17 protein-coding genes are annotated in these 23,056 nt (G+C 62.0%); 3 read left to right on the forward strand and 14 right to left on the reverse strand.

Annotated elements, in window-relative coordinates:
• The first annotated feature begins 4 nt into the window (after positions 1-4).
• Positions 5-268, forward strand: a complete 264-nt coding sequence (locus tag L8I05_RS07040) for a hypothetical protein (protein WP_232109244.1) — start codon at positions 5-7, stop codon at positions 266-268.
• Here the strand turns inward: L8I05_RS07040 and L8I05_RS07045 are convergent, their stop codons facing one another.
• The 10 genes from L8I05_RS07045 to L8I05_RS07090 form a co-directional block, all read right to left on the reverse strand.
• Positions 269-1,699, reverse strand: a complete 1,431-nt coding sequence (locus tag L8I05_RS07045; protein WP_242167794.1) for a lipase — start codon at positions 1,697-1,699, stop codon at positions 269-271.
• Positions 1,700-1,939: 240 nt separating this feature from the next.
• The gene (locus tag L8I05_RS07050) at positions 1,940-5,050 is read right to left on the reverse strand and encodes an autotransporter serine protease (protein ID WP_242167796.1); all 3,111 of its coding nucleotides are present in this window, start codon (positions 5,048-5,050) and stop codon (positions 1,940-1,942) included.
• Between the two features lie 178 nt (positions 5,051-5,228).
• Positions 5,229-8,186, reverse strand: a complete 2,958-nt coding sequence (locus L8I05_RS07055) for an autotransporter serine protease (RefSeq protein WP_242167798.1) — start codon at positions 8,184-8,186, stop codon at positions 5,229-5,231.
• Between the two features lie 30 nt (positions 8,187-8,216).
• Entirely contained in the window at positions 8,217-9,551 is a 1,335-nt protein-coding gene (locus L8I05_RS07060) for a TolC family outer membrane protein (protein WP_159956407.1), read from the reverse strand.
• 2 nt (positions 9,552-9,553) lie between these two features.
• Positions 9,554-10,867 (reverse strand): HlyD family type I secretion periplasmic adaptor subunit, encoded by a 1,314-nt coding sequence (locus L8I05_RS07065; RefSeq protein WP_242167800.1) that lies wholly within the window; start codon positions 10,865-10,867, stop codon positions 9,554-9,556.
• Positions 10,864-12,615: a type I secretion system permease/ATPase gene (locus L8I05_RS07070; RefSeq protein ID WP_242167802.1), complete on the reverse strand. Its 1,752-nt coding sequence runs from the start codon at positions 12,613-12,615 to the stop codon at positions 10,864-10,866. The genes L8I05_RS07065 and L8I05_RS07070 overlap by 4 nt, the downstream gene beginning before the upstream one ends.
• A 102-nt stretch (positions 12,616-12,717) precedes the next feature.
• Positions 12,718-13,086 carry a protease inhibitor Inh/omp19 family protein gene (locus tag L8I05_RS07075; protein WP_242167804.1) on the reverse strand — a complete coding sequence of 123 codons (369 nt, stop codon included), beginning with the start codon at positions 13,084-13,086 and terminating at the stop codon, positions 12,718-12,720.
• A gap of 48 nt (positions 13,087-13,134) precedes the next feature.
• Positions 13,135-14,568 carry a serralysin family metalloprotease gene (locus L8I05_RS07080; protein ID WP_242167807.1) on the reverse strand — a complete coding sequence of 478 codons (1,434 nt, stop codon included), beginning with the start codon at positions 14,566-14,568 and terminating at the stop codon, positions 13,135-13,137.
• 367 nt (positions 14,569-14,935) lie between these two features.
• Positions 14,936-16,039 (reverse strand): P1 family peptidase, encoded by a 1,104-nt coding sequence (locus tag L8I05_RS07085; protein ID WP_242167809.1) that lies wholly within the window; start codon positions 16,037-16,039, stop codon positions 14,936-14,938.
• 9 nt (positions 16,040-16,048) lie between these two features.
• Positions 16,049-17,413: an APC family permease gene (locus L8I05_RS07090; RefSeq protein ID WP_242167811.1), complete on the reverse strand. Its 1,365-nt coding sequence runs from the start codon at positions 17,411-17,413 to the stop codon at positions 16,049-16,051.
• Between the two features lie 199 nt (positions 17,414-17,612).
• Here L8I05_RS07090 and L8I05_RS07095 point away from each other — a divergent pair, with 199 nt between their 5' ends.
• Complete coding sequence (locus L8I05_RS07095) at positions 17,613-18,398, forward strand: helix-turn-helix transcriptional regulator (RefSeq protein WP_242167813.1); 786 nt, start codon at positions 17,613-17,615, stop codon at positions 18,396-18,398.
• A 249-nt stretch (positions 18,399-18,647) separates the two neighbouring features.
• On the opposite strand, the gene L8I05_RS07100 is transcribed toward L8I05_RS07095, so the two are convergent.
• Genes L8I05_RS07100 through L8I05_RS07115 form a run of 4 tightly spaced genes read right to left on the reverse strand, consistent with a single transcriptional unit; the run spans position 18,648 to position 22,421 of the window.
• On the reverse strand, positions 18,648-19,727 hold the full coding sequence (locus L8I05_RS07100; RefSeq protein WP_242167815.1) for a polyamine ABC transporter substrate-binding protein: 1,080 nt from the start codon (positions 19,725-19,727) through the stop codon (positions 18,648-18,650).
• A 60-nt stretch (positions 19,728-19,787) separates the two neighbouring features.
• Positions 19,788-20,129, reverse strand: a complete 342-nt coding sequence (locus tag L8I05_RS07105) for a cupin domain-containing protein (protein WP_197628257.1) — start codon at positions 20,127-20,129, stop codon at positions 19,788-19,790.
• A gap of 26 nt (positions 20,130-20,155) precedes the next feature.
• Positions 20,156-21,562 carry an FAD-dependent oxidoreductase gene (locus L8I05_RS07110; protein WP_242167818.1) on the reverse strand — a complete coding sequence of 469 codons (1,407 nt, stop codon included), beginning with the start codon at positions 21,560-21,562 and terminating at the stop codon, positions 20,156-20,158.
• A 49-nt stretch (positions 21,563-21,611) separates the two neighbouring features.
• A complete protein-coding gene (locus L8I05_RS07115) occupies positions 21,612-22,421 on the reverse strand; it encodes a helix-turn-helix domain-containing protein (RefSeq protein WP_242167820.1) in 810 nt (269 codons plus the stop codon).
• Between the two features lie 257 nt (positions 22,422-22,678).
• Between L8I05_RS07115 and L8I05_RS07120 the strand changes: the two genes are divergently transcribed.
• A complete protein-coding gene (locus L8I05_RS07120) occupies positions 22,679-22,951 on the forward strand; it encodes a DUF1652 domain-containing protein (RefSeq protein WP_177018641.1) in 273 nt (90 codons plus the stop codon).
• Positions 22,952-23,056 lie beyond the last annotated feature (105 nt).

A 23,056-nucleotide genomic window follows, 5' to 3' on the forward strand; every position in this document is an offset into this window, starting at 1 on the left:
ACTCATGTCCCGGACAATTCGCGCGCTTGCACTCATCCCCCTGGCCCTGGCGGCATTGGCCAGTGCGCCGGCCTTTGCCGACACCATTATCATTCGCCAGCCGCCACGGGTGATCGTGGTGCAACAGCCGCCACCACCGGTGTATTACGGGCATTGGGGTTACGGCCCGCGCCCCTATTACTACCCGCACCACGTCTACGGCTACGGTTATGGCTACCCCCACCGGCCGTATTGGGGCGGTGGCTGGCGGGGGCAGCACTGGCATTGATCAGCCGATGCTGACGCCATCGGCCCACAGGCCGCCATGCCCGACGCCGACCAACGTTACCGAGTCGGCGCCAAAGGTGAGCACCGTATCGGCGCCGACCACCTTCGCGTGGTCACGCAGGTCGGTGCTCCCCGCCACGTCCTTGAACACCAGCTTGTCGGTGGGCTGGTAGCCAATCACGCGGTCATTGCCAAAGTGGCCGCTGAACAGAAAGGTGTTGTGCCCGCTGTTGTCGCGGATCGTGTCATTGCCCTTGCCGCCTTCGATAAAGTCGGCGCCCTTGCCGCCCTGGATCAAATCATTGCCGTCACTGCCGATAATGAACGTGTTGCCCTTGTGGGGTTCCGCATTGCGGTTGAGGTCCTGCACCCAGGTGTTGGCCCGCGCCGGGTCGGACAGGTTGGCGACGATCACCGTAGAGTCGCGGGTCATCTGGTCGTAGAAGCCGGACTCGAGGATACGCGTCATGCCATCGCCATACGCCGTGGGCAGGTGCGAGACCCAGGTCGGCAGGTTGACGATGGAAAACGGCAGCACATTCCACAACGTCGAGGCGTAGTGGTCGTTGAAGCTGACGATATTGTCGGTGGTCGATTCGTGGGGTTTGTCATGCACGCCCAACGACGACAGGTTGAAGGATGAACCGTCCAGCGCGCGGAACACCGGGTCGTTTTCATAACCGATATTGAGCACCTTGTCGCCGGCACTCTGGGTCGGCGAGGCGTAGGCCACGTAGTTGGAATCCTTATAGAACCCCGCCCACTTGTTAGTACTCAAGTCCGCCATGCTGTTGACCGCCAGGCCGCCCAGGCTGTGGCCGCTGACCACCACGTCCTTGCCGGTCAGGCCATGGGCGCCGGCAAAGTCAGCGACATTCTTGAGCAAGCCACCGAAGGCTTCGCCGGCGTAATTTTTTGCGTAATCCTTGGGGCCCAAAGCCGCGAGCAAGTCGCTGATCAGGTCGCCGATGGCGTCGCTGATCAAGGTTTCCCGTGGCCCCGAGGTGCCCCGAAAACCGATGCCGATTTCAAGCAATTTGCCCGCGTCATCGTACTTGCCCAGCACCTCGACCTGCGCCGTGGTGTAGCCGGCTTTTTCGCCGAAGAACGTGCCGCGTGCGTCAACCTTGCCGCCATAGCCAAGGGCGCTGGCGCTGATGGGCGTCCACCCGGCTTTTTGCACCGCTTCAAGGGCGGCTTTTTCCGAGTCGGGGTTCCACGGAATGCCCGGAATCACCCCTTGTGAATCCGTGCTGCCGAGCAACGCCCCCACCAACGTCGCCGGCAAACCCAAGCCCAGCCCATTGTGCTGATAACCCACGGCAAAGCCGTTATCCAGGTTGTGATAGGAATACAACGTGATCGCCATGGCATCGGCGAACAACGCTTTTGAGCCCTCGGAACCGAGGTTTTTATAGTCAAAGATACCCATGGTACTGCCTCTCTGTTGTTGAATTTGTCGAGAAAGCGAAAACACCTGTATCCACAGCCCCATGTGGGAGCTGATTTATGTGGGAGCTGGATTTATCTGAGAGCTGGCTTATGTGGGAGCTGGCTTGCCTGCGATGGCATCACCTCAGTCTCACTGACACACCAGGGTGCCTGCATCGCGGGCAAGCCCGGCTCCCACACACCCTGCTCTCAAATAAAGCCCTGCTCCCACATTTACCCCTTAGAACGCCCAGTCGAGGCTCAACCCCACCCCGTGCACTTTCTCCTTGCTGGCCAACAGGCCGTTGTAGTCAAAATTCACCCGCGCATCCTTGCTCAACGCCAAGCTGACCCGCGCCCCAACCAGCGCCGCATCGCGCACCATCGGCGCACTTTCCACCGCGAACGAAGGACCGCCCGAAGCAAACGCCAGGTGCTGCTCGGAATCCGTGCTGCTCAAATTGTGCTGCCAGCCCAAGGTGCCAGACACCTCCAACTGCTGGTGATCATTCACATTAAAGGTCTTCAACGCACGCATGCCCAAGGTGCTCAGCACCACATCGCGAGTGTCGTCATGACCTTTCAACGCAGCCGCATCACCCTTCTCGGTAAACCCATCGGTGTCCAGGTGCACGTACGCCAGGTTGGCGAACGGCTCCAGGGCCAGCGGCTGCAGATTGACGCGGTACGCCGCCTCACCGAACACCTGCGTGCTGTTGGCGTCCACTTTGACTTTCTGCTTGCCGGCCACATCGCCGTATTGCAGCTCGCGCTTCACATCTGCTCGGTGCCAGCTATAGGTCGCGCCGCCACTCAGGCGCCAGGCGCCGATCTCATGCCCGGCGTACGCGCCGAAATGGTAGCTGTCCACCGATGCACGGCTGTGGGTGCCATCGCCCATGTTCAACGAGGTGTCGCTGTAACCGGCGACCACACCGATGCGGGTGGCATCGTCCAGCGCGCCATCCACGCCGGCGAGCATGCCGCCGACGGAGGTGGTGTAGCCCGCCGTGTCGCTGCGGCTGTCGGTCTTGCCCCACGCGCCCAGCGCCTTGACCCACACGTTGCCACGGCTGTCGACGGTCTGGCTGCTCGCGCCCATCTCGCCATTGCGCAGGCGCTCGCCCACCGCTTCACGCACATAACGGCTGTCATTGACCAGCGCAGTCTCCAGCGCCGGGTAGATTTCGCCGCTCAGTTGCTGGAACGCGCCCTGGGCCGAGGCCGCGTTTGGCGCCAGCAGCACGCTTTCATACACCGCATTGCCCGCGCCCAATTGCTCGGTCGCCGCCGCCACTGCACGCTGGTTTGGCGTAGCCGCCGCACTGGCGAAGCTGTTGGCGCTGCGCACAACATCCAGCTGCACGCCGTTGGCCGCGTAGTTCAGCGTGCCACCGATGAACAGGTAATCCGGCAGCACCGAACCGAAGCTGCCGGTAATGCCACCGGCGGCTTGCAGGATGTTGTACTGGCGCCCGATCAAGCTCTGCGCTTGTGCGCTGGTCAGCAGGGTCGGGCTGTTTTCCAGCGCCAGGGTCACGGTGCCGCCATTCAGCGTGGCCGTGCCGCCCGCGACAATGCGGTCGCTGCTGGTCGGCGACAGCTCCACCGCGTAAGTAGAACCGGCGTCGAAGGTCACATTGCCGGCCACGTTCAAGGTGCCGATGGAGTTGCCCGGCGCCACGGTGCCGCCGCTTTTCGCGGTCAGCGAGCCGATCTGCCCCGAGCCCCCCACTTTGCCGCTCTGGCTGACGGTGACGTCGGAGGTCAGCGAGCCATTGATCGCCAACAAGCCTTGGTTGACCAAGGTCGGGCCGCTGTAGGTGTTGGTGCCGGTCAGCACCAGCGTACCAATGCCTTGCTTGGTCAGGCCGCCGTGGCCAGCGATGTCATTGCTCCACACGTCCCGCCCGCAGTGCACGTCGGTGCAAATCCGTTGGGTCGGTTTGCCGGCGTCCACCACGGCGCCGATGCCGGGCAGGTCCGCAACGAATTGGCCGCTGCCATACGCGCCGTCGATACGAAACTCAGCCGGAATATCCTCGGCGGTGATAAACATGCCCGGCCCGTTGACGGCCTTGCCCAGGTTGATCATGCCCCAGCCATACAACGAGTCGATGCCCGGCGCGCCGAGGTCGGTGGCGGTGGTTTTCAGCAGCGTCGAGACCTGCTCGCCGTTCATGTACGGGAAGCGCTCCATCAGCACCGCCGCACTGCCGGCCACGTGTGGCGCAGCCATCGAGGTGCCGTTGAAGTTGGCGTAGTCGGTGGTGAGGTTTTCCAGGCTGGTGCCGTTGATGATCGAGCTGTAGATCTTGGTGCCGGGGGCCGACACGCAAAAACTCGCCGCATAACCGCAGCGCGAAGAGAAGGTGCTGATCACATACGGATCGGGGCTCGCGGTGTTGGGGTTTTGCTGCAACGCCGCCACCGACAGCCAGTTCGGTGCAATCTCCGGCACAAAGTACGCCAGGCCCGAAATCGCATCCGGGTTGTTGCGGTTGTAGTCGTTACCCGCGGCAAAGATCGTCAGCACGCCACTGCGGGCCGCGTCGATTGCACCTTGATACGCGCCACCGGCAATCGTGCCGAGGATCGGCCGGATGTTATTGAACTGCGCCTGCGCTTCATTGACGGTGAAATTCGGGAACGCCGGATCGCGGCCGCCCTTGGCGTACTGGTCGCCGATGCCGATACCCCAACTGTTGTTGATGATCCGCGCACCGCTGGCGACCAGGGCATCCCAACCGGCCTTGTACACCGCGCCGTCGTTGCCAAGGATGATCCCGTCTTCCGGGCCTGGGTCACCGTTTTCGGCGCTGATGATCTGCGCGTTGAACGCCACGCCGTGCATCGGCCCGCCGTCGCGGTTGCCTGCGGCAATACCGCCGACGTGGGTGCCGTGGTTACCCAGCTTGCCGTTGGAGCCCAGGGACGGCGTACCGTCGTAGCGAAACGCATCGCCGGCCTTCACCGGAATATACGGGTCGGTGTACTGGCGAATGCCCTCGGTGACGATCGTCACCACCTTGCCGGGGCTGGCGAATTCCGGGTGCTGGGCGTACACCGGCTGGTCGAAAATGCCCAGCTTGACGCCCTTGCCGGTGTAGCCGGCGGCATAGGCCGCGTCGGCATGCACAGCGCCCAGCCCCCAATCGGCCTTGAACTCATCGCTGCGCCAACTGGCGGCGTCGCCCAACTTGCCGGTTTCCACATAGGGCGCGGCCTGGGCGGTCCCCAGGCTTGCCAGGCAGCACAGCAACGCGCCGTATGGCACGCAGCTCAAAGCCTTGAGCGGGTAGCCCGGGCCTGTGTGAGTGGCGGTAATTAACCCTGACTTGCGTTTGTTCACGGTGACCTTCCTTAGTTTTCTTATTGCACTTTTTTGGAAATCGATTTCTGCCAGACACCCGCTGATCGTTCCCACGCTCCGCGTGGGAACGCCTCTGGTGACGCTCTGCGTCACGGGTTGGACGCAGAGCGTCCGGGCCTGCATTCCCACGCAGAGCGTGGGAACGATCCTGTTCAACTCAGAACTGCCAGTTCAGGCTCAACCCCACGCCCTGGGTGTTCTCCCGCCCACCCAACTGCCCGGTGTAATCCAGGTTGACCCGCGTGCTCGGGCTCAACGCCAAACTCGCCTGCACACCCACCAACGCCGCATCGCGCAGCAACGGCGAACTGCGCACGGCAAATGACGGCCCGCCTGCTTCAAACGCCAAATGCTCTTCGGATTCAACCGCCGTCAGGCTGTGCTGCCAGCCCAACGAGCCGGACAGCTCCAACTGCTGATGGTCATTGAGCGGCAAGGTTTTCAAGGCCCGCACACCGAGCGTGCCGAGCACCGCATCACGTCGATCACTGCCACGTTCCAGCGCCGCCGCATCGCCTTTTTCGTGAAACGAATCACTGTCCAGATGCACATAAGCCAGGTTGGCGAACGGTTCCAGCGTCAGCGGCTGCAAGCGAATGCGGTAAGCCGCTTCTGTAAACAGCTGGGCCGTGCGCGCGTCGAGCTTGGCCTTTTGTTTGCCGCTGACCTCGCCGTATTGCAGGTCACGCTTCACATCACCGCGATGCCAGCTGTAGGCGCCGCCGACGCTGACGCGCCAGTCGCCCAGCTCACGCCCGGCATACGCACCAAAGTGATAGCTGTCGATGGACGCCGAGGAATGTGTGCCGCTGCCCATGTTCAACGCGCTGTCGCTGTAACCGGCCACCACACCCACGCGGGTCTGCTCGTCCAGCGCGCCGTCGACCCCGGCCAGCAGCCCGCCAATCGAAGTCGTCGAGCCCGCCGTTTCGCTGCGGCTGTCGGTCTTGCCCCAGGCACCCAGCGCCTTGAGCCACAGGTTGCTTTCGCCGTTGACCGGCACATGGCGCAGGCGCTCGCCCACCGCATCGCGCAGTTGCAGGCTGTCGTTGATCAACATCGCGCCAATCGCCGGGTAGATTTCGCCGGACAACTGCTGCAAGCCTTGCTGGGCAGCGGCGCGTGAATCCGACTGCAACAGGCTTTCGTACACCGGGTTACCCGCGCCCAGTTGCTCGGCGGCAGCGGCGACATTGCGCTGGTTACGCGTGGCAGCGACGCTGGCAAACGTGGCGTCGTTGCGCACCACGGCCAACTGCACGCCGTTGGCCGCATAGTCGAGGGTGCCGCCCACGAACAGGTAGTTCGGCAACACCTGACCAAACTGGCCCTGAATGCCACCGGCGGCCTGCAGGATGCTGTACTGGCGGCCAATCAGGCTTTGCGCCTGGCTTTGGCTGAGCAGCGTGGGGCTGTTTTCCAGCGCCAGGGTCACGGTGCCGCCGCCGAGCAGGGCCTTGCCACCGGCGACAATGCGGTCGCTGCTGGTGGGCGTGAGTTCTACCGCATAGGTGGAGCCGGCGCCGAGGTTCACATCGCCTGCCACGTTCAACGTGCCGACGGAATTGCCCGGCGCGACGCGGCCGCCGCTGTTCACCGACAACGCCGCGATCCGCCCGGAACCGCCGAGGGTGCCGCTGTCATTCACGGTCACTGCCGAGGTCAACGAACCGTTTACCGCCAACAGGCCGCCGTTGACAGTGGTCGGGCCGCGATAGGTGCTGTCGCCGCTGAGCAGCAAGCTGCCGGCGCCGGATTTGATCAGGCTGCCTTCATACACACGGTTCCCGGCAGCCAGGTCGCGCGCGGTGCCGACCGCGTAGTCGGTCTGGTCCTGCTGACTGGCGTTGGCGGCCACACCGTTTTGCCAGCCTTTGTCGATCAGCGTCTGTTGCCAGGCCGTGTGCTCGGCGCGGTCTTCGGCCTGGCGCTGCAGCAACGCCTGGTCGGAGATGCCATTGCTCCACACATCGCCCTGCCCGGCCGCCAGGTTTACGTCCATCGCCCCGAGCAATTGCCCCGGCCCGTGCATCGCCCGGCCGAGGTCCGGCACGCCCCAGCCGACGATGGCATTGGGTGCCTGGGTGATCGAGCCGTCGAGCTGCGTGGCGGTGGTCAACAGCACCTGCAGCGCTTGCGCGTTGTTCATGTACGGGTAGCGCTCCATCACCAGCGCCAACGCGCCCGTGGCATGCGGCGCTGACATCGAGGTGCCGGATTTCACCCCATAACCGCCGCCGGGCACGGTGCTGTTGATCAACGCGCCGGGGGTGGAAATACACCAGTACTTGGCGATGCCGCACTTGTTGTATTTCTGGTTATTCGCCTTGTCCAGGCCCGACACGGCCAGCCAATGGCCTTCCAGTTCCGGCTGGAAATACGGCAGCGCCGAACGCACGCTGGCATTCGCGTAGCCGCTGTTGCCGGCGCTGAACACATTGATCACACCGGCCTTGGCCACATCCGCTGCCGCATCCAGCCAGGTGCCTTGGTTGTAATGCTGGGCGTAGGCCGCGTGCAGGTCGCCGAGGGTCTGGTAGCTGACATTCGGCGGCTGGCTGCCCCAACTGTTGTTGATGGCGCGCACACCGGAATCTACCAACGCGCTGTACACCGCCTTGAAGTATTTGGGGTCCGGCGTCGGGCCGAACAGGAAGCTGTCGTTGGCGTTGGTATTGCCCACATAGACTTGCGCGTTGTAGGCCACGCCGTGCATGCCTACGCCGTCGCGGGCCGCGCCCATGGTGCCGGTGACGTGGGTGCCGTGGGAGTCGTTGTTGGGGTTGAGCGCACCGGTGGTGCTGAAGGGGCTGCCATCCACATAGGTGCCGGTGGCGGTCACCGGGTGAAAACGGTCTTTGGAGGCTTCCGGGTGATCGGCATCGAACCCGGAGTCCAACGCGCCGATCTTCACCCCGCTGCCGCTGATGCCGGCGGCATAGGCATCATTCGCTTTCATGCGATCCAGGCCCCAGTCGCTCTGGTACTCGGCGGAACGCCAGCTGGCGGGGTTACCCGGTTGGCCGGTCTCGGTGTATTGCGCCTGTGCCGCAACGGACAACAGGAGCAAGGAGCCCGCGGTAAACGGTTTGAAGCGCGGTGAATCGGTGATCATCTAAACCATCCTTATTGTTTTTATAAGTGCTCATTTCACCGGGCCGAAGGCCTCGTCGACTTTCGCCAGGTCGGTGTCGCGCAAGTTGCCCGCGTAGTAGTGCAATTTGGTCCAGGCCATCAAATAGTCGTAACGCGCCTGGGCCAGGTCGCGGCGGGTGGTGTACAGCTGCTGCTCGGCATTCAGCGCGTCGAGGTTGACCCGCTCGCCGCCGAGGATGCTTTGCTTGGTCGACACCACCAGCGCTTCGGCCGAGGTCAGGGCCTTTTGGTACGCGCGCAATTTGCTCACGCCCGACAGGCACGCACTGAACTGGCGACGCAGCTCGATCAGGGTTTCGCGGGTCTTGCCTTCCAGCTCGTACTCGGCCTGTTCCATGCCGCGGCTGGCCTGGCGGGTGGACGCCGAAACGCCGCCACCGGCATACAACGGCACGCTGATTTCAATGCCGATGGTGTTGGTGTCGTAGCGCTGGTTGTAGGTGTTGCCGCTGTCGGACTCCTGCTTGCGCGAGCTGGCAAACGCGGTGACCTTGGGTAAATGCCCGGCGCGGTTGCGTTCCACTTCATAACGCGCCACTTCCACGGCCTGGCGCTGAGACGCCAGCGTGGGGTTATTGCTGATCGCCAGTTCATGCCAGGTGTCGTAGTTGGCCGGGGTCAGGGTGAAGGCGGCAAAGCTTTGGTTCAGCGGCGCCAGGTCGTTGATGTTGACGCTCTGCACACCGATCAACGCGCCCAGTTCGCGCAACGACGCATCTTGCTCATCCAGCGCCTGGATCTCTTCGGCGGTGGCCAGCTCGTAACGCGATTCGGCTTCGAGAATGTCGGTGCGCGTGCCCTCGCCTTGCTGGAACAAGTGCTGGTTTTGCTGGAACTGCTGCTCGAAGGCCTTCTTCTTGGCGCGGGCGATGTCGATCTGGTCCTGGGCGAACAACGCCTGGGTGTAATAGCTCAGCACCCGCACCAGCAGGGCCTGGCTCTTGTCGCGAAAACTTTCATCGGCAAACAGCGACTGGGCCACGCCCTTGCGGTAGTTGGCATAGGCTTCGTAGTCGAACAACGGCTGTTGCAGGCTGAAGGTCGAGCCATAACTGTTGTAGTTGCGGTCGTCGCGATAGGTGCCGCCGCGCCCGTCCGGCAGGTGCGCTTCGGAGTTGTTGCGGCCCTTGTTGTAGTTGTACGACAGCTTCGGCAGCAGCCCGGCGCGGCCGATGGTGCGGTTTTCCAGGCCGGCATCGCGCTCCTTGATCGCGCCGAGAAACACCGGGTCGTTACGTAACGCTTGCTCGTAGACATCAAACGGGCCCATGGCCGCCTGGGCCGACCCGCACAGCAAACACAGAGAAAGGCACACCGACTTCATGCTCATTCCTCGGTCAACGCAGAGCCGGCGCGATCCAGCAGCGGCTTGAACAGGTAATTGAGCAGCGAGCGCTCGCCGGTGCGCACGAACATCTCAGCGGGCATGCCCGGCTTGATCACCAGGCCATGCAGTTTCTCCAGCGCGGCCTCGCTGACGGTGGTGCGCAGCACGTAGTACGGCTGGCCGGTCTTTTCATCGAGCATCTGGTCGGCGGAAATCAGGCTGACTTCGCCGGGCACACGCGGGGTGCGGCTCTGGTTGAAGGCGGTGAAGAGAATGTCCACCGGCAAGTGGGTGCCGACCTTATCCACCAGGTTCACCGGCAAACGTCCTTCCACTTCCAGGCGTGTGCCCTGGGGCACGATTTCCAGCAGGGTTTCACCGGCACGCACCACGGCGCCTTCGGTGTGCACGCTGAGGTTGACCGCAATACCATCGGCCGGCGCGTTGATTTCGCTGTGCTGCAGGTCGAACCCGGCCGAGGTGAGTTGCTGCTCAAGGGTCAAGCTGCGCAGTTGTGCGTCGGCCAATTGGCTGCGCACTTCCTTTTGATATTCCTCGCTGTGCTGCTGCAACTTCAGGCGTGACTCAAGGATGCCCTGCTCCACGCGGCCGCTTTCGCCGGTGTTCTGTGCCAGGTCCTGCTGCACCTGGGACAGTTGACGCTGGTAATCGAGCAGGCGGTTGCGCGGGATATAGCCGTTGTCGGCCAAAGGCTGCAGGTTGGCCAGTTGATCGCGCAGGGATTGGGCCTGGGCCGACAAGTCACTGCGCGCGCGGCGCATGCCATTCAGTTGCGAGGTGGCGCCGTCGATATTGGCGCGAATCCCCGCTTGTTCACGGGCAAACGCTTCGCGGCGGCTGCTGAACAATTGGCGCTGGCCTTCCAGCACCAGCGCCAGTGCCGGGTCGGGGTTAGCGCTCAGTTCGGCCGGAAAGACGATGCTGGAACGGTTGTCGCGCTCGCTCTGCCAACGCGCCGCACTGGCCCAGGCCATGCGGTACTGGGCTTGCAGCGATTGCACATCGGCCTGGTTCTGGGTCTGGTCGAGGCGAAACAGCGGCTGGCCCTGTTTGACCAGTTCGCCCTCCTTCACCAGGATCCGGCTGACCACGCCGGGGCTGAAGGTTTGCACGGCCTTGCGCTTGCCCGACACCACCACCGTGCCTTGCACCGGGATGCCTTGGTCGAGTGGGGCGAGGCTGGCCCAAAGGAAAAAGCCGCCGGCGCCGACGATGGTCAGCAGCCAACTCATTTTTACGAAAAACCCGGCATCGCGTTCTTTAAAGCGTGGCTCAACGGTAAGGCTGCTCATGCGCCTGGATTCCTTCCGGCTTGGTACTGACGACTGAAACTCACCCCAGGCTTTTCCTTGGGCGCTTCCTGCTGGCCTGACAACGCGCGCAGCACTTCCTGGCTCGGCCCGAACGCCTGCAAACGGCCGTCGTCGAGCACCAGCAACTTGTCGGCCTGGGCCAACGCCGAGGACCGGTGCGTCACCAGCACCACGCTGCTGCCCTGGGCCTTCATCTGCACGATGGCACTGGCCAGTGCCGCTTCGCCGACGGTGTCGAGGTTGGAGTTGGGCTCATCCAGCACAATCAAACGCGGCCCGCCGTATAGCGCGCGGGCCAGGGCCACGCGTTGTTTCTGGCCACCGGACAGGCCGCCGCCGTTGTCGCCCAGCACCGTGTCGTAACCCTGTGGCAGGCGCAGGATCAGCTCGTGCACACCGGCTTGCTGCGCGGCTTTCACCACGAGTTCCGGGTCGGCATCGCGAAAACGCGCGATGTTGTCGGCGATGCTGCCGCTGAACAGTTCGATGTCCTGGGGCAAGTAGCCGATATGCGGGCCGAGGTCGTCGCGGTCCCAGCGGTGAATGTCGGCGCCGTCCAGGCGCACGGTGCCGGCCAGGGTGGGCCACACACCGACCAGCACGCGGGCCAGGGTGGATTTACCCGAACCCGACGCACCCAGCACGCCAAGCACTTCGCCGGCGCCGAGGTTGAAGCTCACTTGCTGCAAGGTCGCCATGCGCCGCCCGGGCGGGCCTGCGCTGACCTGCTCGAAACTCACCTGGCCGTTGGGCGCCGGCAAGGCCATGGGTTCGACTTCCGGCGGGAATTCACGCAGCAAATCATCGAGCCGCTGATACGCCAACTTGGCCGAACTCCACTGCTTCCACACCGCAATCAACTGGTCGATGGGGCTGAGCACGCGGCCCATCAGGATGGAACCGGCGATCATCATCCCGGCGGTCATATCGCCCTTGATCACCAAAAAGGCGCCCAGGCCCAGCACCAACGATTGCAGGCACAGGCGCAGGGATTTACTCAGCGAAGTGATCACCGAGCCGGTGTCGCTGGCCTTGTTCTGGTAACCGAGGAATTGCGAGTGCACCGCGAACCAGCGTTTGCGCAACGCGCCGAGCATGCCCATGGCCTGGATCGTTTCGGCGTTGTGCAAATGGCTGGTGGCCAACTGAGTGGACTGTTGGGAAAACGCGCCCGCCTCGCCCAAGGGCTTTTTGGTCAGGTATTCATTCAGGCAGGCCAGCGCAATCAGCAACACGGCGCCTGCCGTGGCCAGCACGCCGAGCCATACGTTGAAGAGGAAAATCACGAAGAGGTAGATGGGAAACCACGGCGCATCGAAAAACGCGAACAGCGCCGGCCCGGTGATGAATTGGCGGATCACGGTGAGGTCGCCCAGCGATTGCCCGGCATGCCCCTGGCCGCGCAGCAGGTTGCGTTCAAACGCGGCTTTGTACACGCGCAAGTTGAAACGCCGTTCCAATTGGCTGCCGATGCGGATCACGATAAAACTGCGCAGCACTTCCAGCGTGCCGATAAAGGCAAAGAAGCCCACGACCATCAGCGTCAACATCACCAGGGTGGTTTCATTCTGGGAGGACAACACGCGGTCATACACTTGCAGCATGTAAATCGACGGCACCAGCATCAACAGGTTAATCAATGCGGTGAAACAGCCAATGCTGATCAAAATACTCTTGTATTCACCCAACGCCCGGAATAAGGGCGCAACCGCATGGGACTTCGCCATATCGTATGATCTTCCCTGAAACAAATTACGCGCAATAGTTACCCGCGCCCCAAATAAGGGCGGCCAACTATTAAAATCGAGTTATATGTTTATAACTTTTAATTAGGGTGTTCGTTGCAGCACAACTTCGGGGATCGAAGACGTCTGCCCTTTATATTCGCCGTCTTTTTCACGGTTCAAATGGATAATGCCGGTGCCTTCGGCATTCATCAGCCAGATTCCGTCCGGGGTCGGTGTCCAGCTCAGGGGTTTCTGGCCCAGCCATTGTTCTGCGCAGGCAACATCACCGGCCAACGCGTTTGGCTGGTCCAACAGGTCCAACGCGCACACCTGATCCTGCTGGTGCAACTGCCAGTGCCCGGCCAATTGGGCGGCGCTGGGTAAAACTTGACTGCTAGCCATTGCGTGGGCTCCTGCCGACATGAACACCACCTGTGAAGCACAGGCGATCAGATGAGAAAAACGCGCCATCTTCTGCTCCATCCTAGAGCGCGGCGCCGGAGCGCCGCGCGCTTTACATCACGCTACGATGTCGCTGGCAACCGCCTGGCCAACGGTGGTGACGAGGAAATCCGCCACGCCGTGCCCGGAGAAGTCCACGGCCAAAGTGCCCAGGTTAGTCCCCGAGGCATAGCTCAGCACCGCGTCGCCGGCATGGCCGGTGAACGCGTTGACGAAGGTCAGGCCTGCACCTTTGGTAATGCCGGACAGGTCGATCTTGTCCGAACCCGAGGTGAAGTCAAAGATCTTGTCGGCTGCACCTGGCTTGGAATCGGAGCTGGCACCGAACACAAACGTGTCGTTGCCGGCGCCGCCCCACAGTTGGTCAGCACCGCCACCCCCGTAGATGATGTCGTTGCCGGCACCGCCTTTGATGATATTGGCGGCGTTGTTACCAATAATCAGGTCGTTGCCCGCACCACCGAACGCGTTCTCGACGGTCACGCCCTTGGCGATGGACACGTTGCCCACCAGGCCGCCAACGTCGGAGAACGAGCCCTCGTTGAGGTTGATCTTCTGGTTTTGGGTAAAGCCGGAGAAGTCCAGGGTGTCATTGCCACCGCCGTCCCATACCGAGAACACCAGCTTGTCGGCATTGGAGGTGGCGCTGTAGAAATCGCGCCCGGTGTTGGAGTTGAAACCGTAGGTGGTGTCACCGGCGCGGGTGCTGTAGTTGGCACCGTAGAGCTTCTGGATCGCGGCAATGTCGTCGATCAGCGGGCCGGAAGCATAGGCCTCGACGCCGCCTTTGGTGAAGTTCTGGTTGGTGTTGCTCTCGCTCCAGTAACTCATGACGCTGTAGCCACGCGTGTCCTGTCCATAGTCCGCGTCTTTGTACGAAGGGTTGCCGGTCCCGGCGTTGTAGTCGCCAGGGTGCGCCAGGCCCAGGGTGTGGCCGATTTCGTGGGTCAGGGTCTGCCGGCCGTAGTTGTTCACGTCCGGGGTCTTGTTCGGCGTGTAGCTGCTGTTGGTCAGGTACCACGACGTGCCGTCGTAGCCTGCGCCGGTGCCGGGCAGGTAGGCGAAGGCTGCTGCGCCGTCCTGGCCGCCGCTGTAGTTGCCGAAGGTCATGTGCGTGTCGCCGCCCGAAGCGCTTTCGGTAAAGCTCACGTTGGCGACATCCGCCCAGGATTGCATGGCCAGTACGGCCTGTGCTTTCTGCTGGGCGTTGAACTGGCTGAACCCGGAGATGCCATGTTTGTTCATGGTCGCCGAGGAAGCCGAGGTCAGGAACGTGTAGGTCAGATCGATCTTGCCGTTGTGGTTCACATCTTTGTACGAGGCGCCATCACGCAGCAGGTGGTCCGCTGCCTGATCCACCGTCCAGGACGGTTTGCCATTGACCGTGAGGTTTCCGCCACGGTCATACAGATGGCTGAAGCTATCGATTTGCGAGTAAGCAGTGCTGGCTTGCGCGGCAGAAACAATAGCTTTGTCTTTTACTTTTGACATAAACGTACTTCCTTGTTTGCAAGTGCATCAGTCTTTGGTCGATAGGAACCCCGCGGGCGAGATCGTCCTATCACTCGCCTCTTTTGAAGGCGTATCGAAACTGACACAACTTGAAATCTTTCGTCTACAAATATTTCCGCGATGAAAATGTGACGTGGATTCAACTTCAGGAAGTCGCAGGCAGTGTTTATTGGGGACAACTGCGTTTGCGCAAAAGCGCCGGCCCGAGTGGTATTTAAATATTAAATAGCAGTAAAGCCGCTCAACTTGAGCGGCGCACTTGAATAATGGATCCAATATATTGTCACGGTGTCATTGGCGACATTAAAGAGCCACTACTTAGATAATTAATTAGAGTTGCCCCCTATTACGGGGACACGCTCCAGCCGCACTTGTTTAGTGCGGCCAATAAGGTCTCGTCCGCCAGGCCGGGGACCTTGACGCCATCCTCGGTGGTCATGTCCTCGCCGGCCAGCATGGCGTTGATGATCGCCTCCTCCACCGCCTCCGCCGCTGCGCTGAACAACGGCGAAATATGGTCGTTGTTGAGCATCTGCAACGCGCTGCTCAGCGGCAGGTTCTTGCGCCCGTAATCGGCCGGTGGCAGCTCGCGGTTGCCGGTGGCGAACGCCAGGAACAGGTCGCCACTGGAGTCCTCGGTGCCACCGCCGGTGCGGGCAATGCCAATCGAGGCGCGTTGCGCCAGGCGCTGACATTGGTGCGGCAGCAAGGGCGCGTCGGTGGCGATGATCACCACAATCGAGCCCATGCCCGGCGTGCCACGCGCGGCGAACGGCGAAGCAATGCCCATCAAGTGGCGGCCCACCGGGTAACCGTCGACCCGCAGTTCCTGACGCTTGCCGTGGTTGGCCTGCACCAGCACGCCGACGGTCCAGCCGCCCTGCTCGGCCGGCAAGCGCCGTGACGCGGTGCCGATGCCGCCCTTGAACTCATGGCAGATCATCCCGGTGCCGCCGCCCACTGCGCCTTCCTGCACCGGGCCACTCTCGGCGTTATCCAGCGCCTGGCGTACATGCTCAGGCTTGACGTGCTGGCCCCAGATATCGTTGAGCAGGCCGTCATAGGTTTCCATCACCACCGGCATGCACCAGTACACCGCAGAGTCCGCCAGGCGCTCGCGCTCCAGGGCGATCAAGGTGTCACGCACAATGCCGAGGCTGTGGGTGTTGGTGATGGCCACGGGCGTGGTCAGCAACCCGGCTTCACTGATCCACTCAAGGCCGGTGGCATCGCCATTGCCGTTGAGTACGTGATAACCGGCAAAGCACGGCTGGTGCCGCGCCTCGCCCGCGCGCGGCTGCACCACGGTGACGCCGGTGCGCACCTGTTTGCCGTCGATACGCGTGTTGAGCGTACTGTGGCCGACCCGAACGCCCGGAACATCGGTGATGGCATTCAATTCGCCGGGTGTGCCCAGCCCCAACGTAATGCCCAATTGACGTGCACGCATACCCACTCCTTACAATTTTTGATACGCCGGACTCAACCGGCCACTGATGCAATACAAAATCACCGACAGCGCGAGCAAACCGATGATGATCATGATGTCGCGCACTGACGCAGCGTAGATCAAGGTGACCAGCAGGTAACCGGCGCCCAGCACCGCCAATAGCGCCGGCAGCGGCCACAACGGCATGCGATAGGGATGCTCGCGGTCACGCAGCAGCACCCGGCTCATCAGTGCGCACAAGGCCACCGCCAGGTACACCAGCATGATCAGCAACACGCTGAAGGACGTGAGGTCCGCCAGGTTGGAGCTGAAACTCAACAGCGCCGAGGGAATGGCCAGGAACAAGGTCGCCAGCCACGGCGAATCCCAACGCGGATGAATACGCGTGAACAACGTGTTGATGCGCGGCGTCCACAGCGCATCGCGGCCGCTGCTGAACACCACACGGCCAATCTGGATGACGATGGCGACAATCGCGTTGAACACTGAGAGGAAGATCCCCGCGCTGACCAGCCGCGACAGCGTTTCATTGCCGTGGCTGGTCAGCAGGTAGCCGATCGGGTCCGGGCTGCTGATCATCGCACTCAGCGACGGCGCGCCGATCAACAGCGCGGTGATGGGCACCAGTTCGATCACCACCACCAGCCCCAACGACCACAACACCGCCTTGTGCACGCCTTTGCCACCGCACTTCATGTCTTCGGCCAACAACACGGCGGGCCCGTAACCGTTGTACGAGAACAACCCAATACCGATCGCGCCGATCACCAAGCCCCACGGCGCCAGGTGCAGCACGCCGTTTTCGACGATCTGCGGTTGAAACAACACGCTGGCCGGCTGCACCGGATTACCGAAGCCGATGCACACAATCACCAGCAGCGCGGCGATTTCCAGCAACAAGCACGTGCCGGTGATCCAGGCGTTTAGCTTGATATTGAGGATGCCCAGCGCGTAGCTGCACACCACAATGACCAGGGCCACGGTTTGCGAATCGAATTGAGTGCCCAGGGCATTGTTCAGGTACGTCGCCGCGCCGGTGGCCAACACCGGTGGGATAAACAGCAACATCACCAAAACGGTCAGGAACGTGGCATACCCGGCCATGCCACCAAACACCCGCTTGGCGTAAACGTATTCGCCACCGGCACTGTTGTGCGCGCGGCCCAGCTCCGCGTAGCAGAAGGCGAACATCAACGCGAGCAAGCCGGCCATCACAAACGCCAGGAACACACCACTGCCCGCTTGCTGGATGGCAAACGGGGCAATCACAAACACGGAACTGGCCGGCGTTACCGCGGAAACGGTGATGGCGACCACATCGAACACGCTCAGCGTGGGTTTGAGCACGCCGTCTGGCGCGGGGGAAGCACTCATATCGTTATCCTCTGTCGTTGTTTTTGGTGTGAGGCAGAAACGAAAGGTCTGACGGTTGCGGGATATGTTTCCCACTCGATGGTCGAGAAAGTAAACGCTGCGTGCAGCCCGGCCAATTCCCCTATTGGCGTACTCCCCTTGACGGTACGCGCCAAAAGCCGAACCCTTGGACGATATTTTGAGGGTGGGAGCCTGTGATATGAGCCTGTTCAGAGAGGTCGGCATGCACGCGGGCCTGGGCCGCACCGTCGCGCACATCGGCACCGAGCGGTTCTGGAAACAACTGGTGTTGTTGCTGCACCAATGCCTGCCGTTCGATAACGCACTGGCGATTTTCTACCCTGCCGACGGCCCGCCCCAGGCCCTGGAGGAATACGACGCCCAGCCGAGCAGTAAACCGGCGTCGATGCTGGTGTACCTCAATGGCCTGTATTTGCTCGACCCGTTTTACCAGGCTTGCCGCGAGGGCTATGCCAGCGGCGTGTATCGACTGGAGGAAGTCGCACCGGACCATTTTCGCCAGAGTGAATACTTTCTCAACTACTTCCACGACAACGTGCTTGAGGACGAGGTGCAGTTCATCCTGCAAGTGCCGGGTACGGGGACGTTGTCGTTATCGCTGGGCATGCAGCGGCGGTTCAGCGTTGAGGAGACCGGGTTGATGACGCTGCTGGCGGCCTGGGTGTTGCCGTTGATGCAGCAGCATTGGCAGCAAAGTACCCAACGTGCGCCCGCCATGGACAGCCAGATCAGGGATGCATTGAGCCATTTCGGCAGCGGTGTGCTCTCGGAGCGCGAACTGGAAGTGGCGCGCCTGGTGCTGCGCGGGTTCTCGTCCAAGGCCATGGCCGAGCGTTTGAAGATATCGCCGGACACCGTGAAAGTGCACCGGCGACACCTGTACGCAAAGCTGGATATTGCCTCACAGCCGGAGCTGTTTTCGTTGTTTATCCAGTCGTTGGGGCATGATCTGGAAAACCCCTGATTCAGCGGTTTTGCAGTGCTTGGACTTGTTGTGGCGAGCGGGCTTGTTGTGGCAAGCGGGCTTGCCCCGCGTTGGGGCGCGAAGCGGCCCCAGTCAGGACAAATGCGGTGAATCAGGCAGTTCTCAGTGGCAGGTTTTGGGGCTGCTTCGCAGCCCAACGCGGGGCAAGCCCGCTCGCCACGACAGGTCCCACAACAGGCCTGCTCACCACAGTAAGCCCACTCGCCACAATGCCAGCTCCCACCTTATTCAGCGCCCGGTACGAATGGTGTTCCACACCCTTGTACGAATCCGGTCGATATTCAGCGGCATGGCCTCCAGTGCAAACAACTTGCCCATCATTTCCGGGCTCGGGTACACCTTGGTGTCGGCCTTGATTGCCGGGTCCACCAGGCTGTCGGCCGCGCTGTTGCCGTTGGCGTAGTGCACGTAGTTGGTGATGCTGGCCATCACTTCCGGGCGCAGCAGGTAGTTCATGAACGCGTAGCCGGCCTTTTCGTCAGGCGCATCGGCGGGCATGGCGACCATGTCGAACCAGATGGCGGCGCCTTCCTTGGGAATGTTGTAGCCGATGTTCACGCCGTTCTTGGCTTCCTTGGCGCGGCTTTCGGCCTGCAGGATGTCGCCGGAGAAGCCCACGGCCACGCAGATATCGCCATTGGCCAGGTCGGCGGTGTATTTCGAGGAATGGAAGTACGCCACGTACGGCCGCACTTTCATCAGCAGGTCTTCCGCCTTCTTGTAGTCATCGGCCTTTTTGCTGTGGTGCGGCAGGCCCAGGTAGTTAAGCGCTGCGGGCAGCAGTTCCGGACCGTTGTCGAGGATCGCCACGCCGCATTTCTGCAACTTGGCCATGTTTTCCGGCTTGAAGATCAGGTCCCAGGAATCCACTGGTGCGTTGTCGCCCAGCACCGCCTTGACCTTGTCGATGTTATAGCCGATGCCGGTGCTGCCCCACAGGTACGGGAAGCCGTGCGCATTGCCCGGGTCGTTGTTTTCCAGGGCCTTGAGCAGCACCGGGTTGAGGTTTTTCCAGTTCGGCAGCTGGCTCTTGTCGAGCTTCTTCAGAGCGCCGCCCTGGATCTGCCGGGCCATGAAGTGGTTGGACGGGAACACCACATCGTAACCGGATTTGCCGGTCATCAACTTACCGTCGAGGGTTTCGTTGCTGTCGTACACGTCGTAGGTGAAACCGATGCCGGTTTCTTTCTGGAAATTCTTGGTGGTGTCCGGCGCAATGTAGTCCGACCAGTTGTAGATCTTCACCGTCTCGGCGGCCTGGCTGATAGAGGCCACCAACATCAAGGGCAACAGGGCAATGGCTTTCATGGTTCGATTTCCTGGCGGTTTTAGGGCTGTTTTTATGGCAGGCGATCAAGGATCAAAGCGTTACAGAATCAATACGTAGGTCTTGCGCACGGTTTCCTGGATATCCCAGATGCCAGTGCTGTTGGCCGGCAACATCAGTGCATCGCCAGCTTGTAGGTGAACCACTTCACCGTTGTCGGGGGTGAAGGTGCAGCGGCCCTGGATAAAGTGGCAAAACTCCTGGGATTTGATCTGCCGACGCCAGCGCCCTGGGGTGCATGCCCAGATGCCGGTTTCGACGCCGTCGCTGCGTTCCACACTCAAGGTGGAGGCCACGGCGATGGGTTCGCCCAAGGGCACGGCCACCGGCGAGGCGTCCGGCAAGTGGGCATTCAGCGTGTCTTTGAAGTGAGTGATGCTCATGGGTTTTCCCGTGTGAGTGAAACGGCTTAGTGCATGAAACCTTCCATGAACCCGGCCACGCCGGTTGCCAGCTTGCGGCGCCAAGGGGCGGTGTTGGGGTTGGCCAACACTTGGTCTTCATGGACAAAACTGCGAATGATCGCGTTGTAGCCCAACCAACGGCACGGCTCGGGTTCCCAGGCTTTAAGCGCCTCCAGGCCGCGCTCGCGGATCACCCAGGGCTGGGTGGTGAGCGGCGTGTCGAGGCCCAGAATCAGGTCTGCCAGGGTGCGGCCGCCCAGGTTGGTGGCGCCTACGCCCTCCCCGCCATAACCGCCGGACAACGCGATGCCAGTCTTGTGGTCGCAGAGCATGTGCGGGCGGAAATTGCGCGACATGCCGAGGTTGCCGCCCCAGGAGTGGGTAATCCGCACGTTTTTGAGCTGTGGGAAAAGTTCGCCGAACAGGTAGCGACGCAGTTCGACTTCGCTGCTGGTCAGGTCGAAGTTGTGACGCAGCTTCCCGGCGAACTGGTAGCCGCCACGGGCACCGAACACCAGGCGATTGTCGGCGGAGCGCTGGCCGTAAGTGACCTGGCGGCTGCTTTCGCCGAACGCCTGGCCATGCTCCAGGCCGATTTCAGCCCAGGTGCTGGCGGGCAGCGGCTCGGTGGCCACAATCAGGCTTTGCACCGGCAACTGATAGCGGCCCAACGGCGGCAACGTGGTCGCGTAGCCTTCCACCGCCGGCACCACCCAAGCCGCGCGCACACCCGCTTTCGCGGTGCGCAGGCTGCCGGACTGCCAATGGGTGACGGGGCTGTTCTCATAGATCGTGACGCCCATGCTCTCCACCACCCGCGCCAGGCCGCGCACCAGCTTGGCCGGGTTGATGGTCGCCACATGCGGTGCATAAATGCCGCCATAAGGCCTGGCGATGCGGATTTGCTCGGCCAGCTGTTGTGGGCTGAGCCAGCGGTAGTCGTCCTCAGTCAGGCCCTGGGCGTGGAGTTTGTCGAGGTAGCGACGCAGGCTGCCTTCCTGCTCGGGGTAGCGCGCGGCGCAGTACAGCGCGCCGCCCTTGCGGTAGTCGCAGTCAATGCCTTCGCGGGTCAGCACCTGGGCGACTTCATCGGGAATACCGTGCAGCAGGTCAAAGGAGGCGCGGCGTTGCTGCGGCGAAAGCCCGGCCAGCAAGCGGTCTTCGCCCAGCAGGTTGCCCATCAACCAACCGCCGTTGCGGCCGGAGGCGCCGAAACCTGCGGTCTGCGCCTCGATAATCGCAATTTTCAGCTCGGGCGCCTGGCGCTTCAGGTAGTAGGCGGTCCACAGGCCGGTGTACCCGGCGCCGATGATGGCCACGTTGACGTCCAGGTCATGCTCCAGGGACGGCCGCGCCACCAGTGGGTCATTCAGCTGGTCCATCCATAAACTGATACTGCGCCATGCCGGCATGCCAAGCTCCCCACCCTCATTTCGATAGGCTGGATCCTAGAGCGCGGCGTTATGGGCTGTCTTGCGCGCGTGCACGCAGGGAAATTTGTTTGACGTAGGCCTTGGGCGATTGGCCGGTGTGCTGGCGAAACGCGCTGTAGAACGCCGACAGCGAATTGAAACCGGCGGCGAACGCCAGGTCGTCGACCTTGATTGGCGGCTGGGCGCTGTCCAGTGCGGCGAGCAAATGCTGGAGCCTGGCCTGGTTGACGTAGCGGTAGAAGCTCTGCCCCAGCACCTGGTTCAGCAGGTAGGAAATCTGATTACGGCTGTAGCCACATTCCTTGGCCACCCGCTGCAGGTCCAGTTCCGGGTCCAGGTACGGTTGTTTAAGTTGGAAGTATTGCTGCAAGTCATTGGCCATATGCCCCAATTGCTGGGGCGACAGGCCCAGGCGGCTGACCGTGGGGCGCATGGCCTGGGTTGGCTGCTCGTGCACCAGCGAAGCGTATTCGTTGACTCGCCAGATCAGTCCGTCGCGCACGGTGATGGCTTCGCTGGTGCGAAACGACACCAGGCCCTGGCCGCCGCGCAAGGTGATACGGTACTGGATGAACGCGGTGTCGCCATCGGCGCGGATGCGGTCGGTGTGCTCGATCGCCTCGTCGGCGCCACGCGGCATGCTGGCTTGCAGGTACTCACGCAGTTCGGCGTAGCCGATGACGCGGTTCTGGAAGAAATCGTGGTACTGGATTTCAGGGTGGTAGTAGGCCATCACGCCATCCAGGTCACGATGGCGCCAACACAAGTGGTGACGCAAGACCAGCTCGCCGGTAGCTTGGGTGTTCTGGCAATCATCCGCTGGGGCGATGGTGGTCATGTAGGGCTCGACGGCGGATAAACGGTTGAGAGTGCCGAAGTTTACCGGCGCGTTCAATGGTCAATGGGCACAGCTAAATAGTGGCGTTCTGCCTAGTTTGGGGTAGGACATGACGCACATCAAATTAATCGAATACAACCGCCGAACGGGAGCAAAAAAAACCCTTGGAGGCGCGAACGAGTGCTATTTTTGAAGCTCTTCGACGCCAAGACCAGTGAAGGTCATGGCCCCCTGCCGCGAGCTAAAGGAAGCGCTCAATGAACAAGGTGGGCAACATGAATAAAGTGACGTTCCCCAACGCCTGCCAACTGATGCGCTGGCATTTTCATCCGATGGGTTTCGAGGGGAGCATGGACGCCCCTGGCAGCATGGTCGCTCGATTGTTTGACCGAGAGAGCGGTGAGACGTTGATAGCCATTGCCGGCATTCCCTGCGCGACTGTGATGAATGCGGCCGATGTGGAGCGCATTATCGAGGCGGTGGAGGATGAGCTGGAGTGTTTTGTGCCGCCGCTGTCGTTGCGGGCTTGACGGCCCATGTGGGAGCTGGCTTGCCTGCGATGGCATCACCTCGGTGTGTCAGTGATACCTGGGTGATGCAATCGCAGGCAAGCCAGCTCCCACAGAAGCCAGCTC

Source organism: Pseudomonas sp. MONT-RG-20F-20-E-7-02, assembly GCF_022662395.1.
GTDB lineage: Bacteria > Pseudomonadota > Gammaproteobacteria > Pseudomonadales > Pseudomonadaceae > Aquipseudomonas.

What these genes read in the sequence shown, in the direction of transcription:
- L8I05_RS07120 (WP_177018641.1), top strand. Translation starts at nt 22,679, where the DNA reads ATGAACAAGGTGGGCAACATGAATAAAGTGACGTTCCCCAACGCCTGC.
- L8I05_RS07095 (WP_242167813.1), top strand. Translation starts at nt 17,613, where the DNA reads ATGAGCCTGTTCAGAGAGGTCGGCATGCACGCGGGCCTGGGCCGCACC.
- L8I05_RS07105 (WP_197628257.1), bottom strand. Translation starts at nt 20,129, where the DNA reads ATGAGCATCACTCACTTCAAAGACACGCTGAATGCCCACTTGCCGGAC.
- L8I05_RS07055 (WP_242167798.1), bottom strand. Translation starts at nt 8,186, where the DNA reads ATGATCACCGATTCACCGCGCTTCAAACCGTTTACCGCGGGCTCCTTG.
- L8I05_RS07100 (WP_242167815.1), bottom strand. Translation starts at nt 19,727, where the DNA reads ATGAAAGCCATTGCCCTGTTGCCCTTGATGTTGGTGGCCTCTATCAGC.
- L8I05_RS07065 (WP_242167800.1), bottom strand. Translation starts at nt 10,867, where the DNA reads ATGAGCAGCCTTACCGTTGAGCCACGCTTTAAAGAACGCGATGCCGGG.
- L8I05_RS07110 (WP_242167818.1), bottom strand. Translation starts at nt 21,562, where the DNA reads ATGCCGGCATGGCGCAGTATCAGTTTATGGATGGACCAGCTGAATGAC.
- L8I05_RS07080 (WP_242167807.1), bottom strand. Translation starts at nt 14,568, where the DNA reads ATGTCAAAAGTAAAAGACAAAGCTATTGTTTCTGCCGCGCAAGCCAGC.
- L8I05_RS07085 (WP_242167809.1), bottom strand. Translation starts at nt 16,039, where the DNA reads ATGCGTGCACGTCAATTGGGCATTACGTTGGGGCTGGGCACACCCGGC.
- L8I05_RS07090 (WP_242167811.1), bottom strand. Translation starts at nt 17,413, where the DNA reads ATGAGTGCTTCCCCCGCGCCAGACGGCGTGCTCAAACCCACGCTGAGC.
- L8I05_RS07070 (WP_242167802.1), bottom strand. Translation starts at nt 12,615, where the DNA reads ATGGCGAAGTCCCATGCGGTTGCGCCCTTATTCCGGGCGTTGGGTGAA.
- L8I05_RS07075 (WP_242167804.1), bottom strand. Translation starts at nt 13,086, where the DNA reads ATGGCGCGTTTTTCTCATCTGATCGCCTGTGCTTCACAGGTGGTGTTC.
- L8I05_RS07115 (WP_242167820.1), bottom strand. Translation starts at nt 22,421, where the DNA reads ATGACCACCATCGCCCCAGCGGATGATTGCCAGAACACCCAAGCTACC.
- L8I05_RS07045 (WP_242167794.1), bottom strand. Translation starts at nt 1,699, where the DNA reads ATGGGTATCTTTGACTATAAAAACCTCGGTTCCGAGGGCTCAAAAGCG.
- L8I05_RS07040 (WP_232109244.1), top strand. Translation starts at nt 5, where the DNA reads ATGTCCCGGACAATTCGCGCGCTTGCACTCATCCCCCTGGCCCTGGCG.
- L8I05_RS07060 (WP_159956407.1), bottom strand. Translation starts at nt 9,551, where the DNA reads ATGAAGTCGGTGTGCCTTTCTCTGTGTTTGCTGTGCGGGTCGGCCCAG.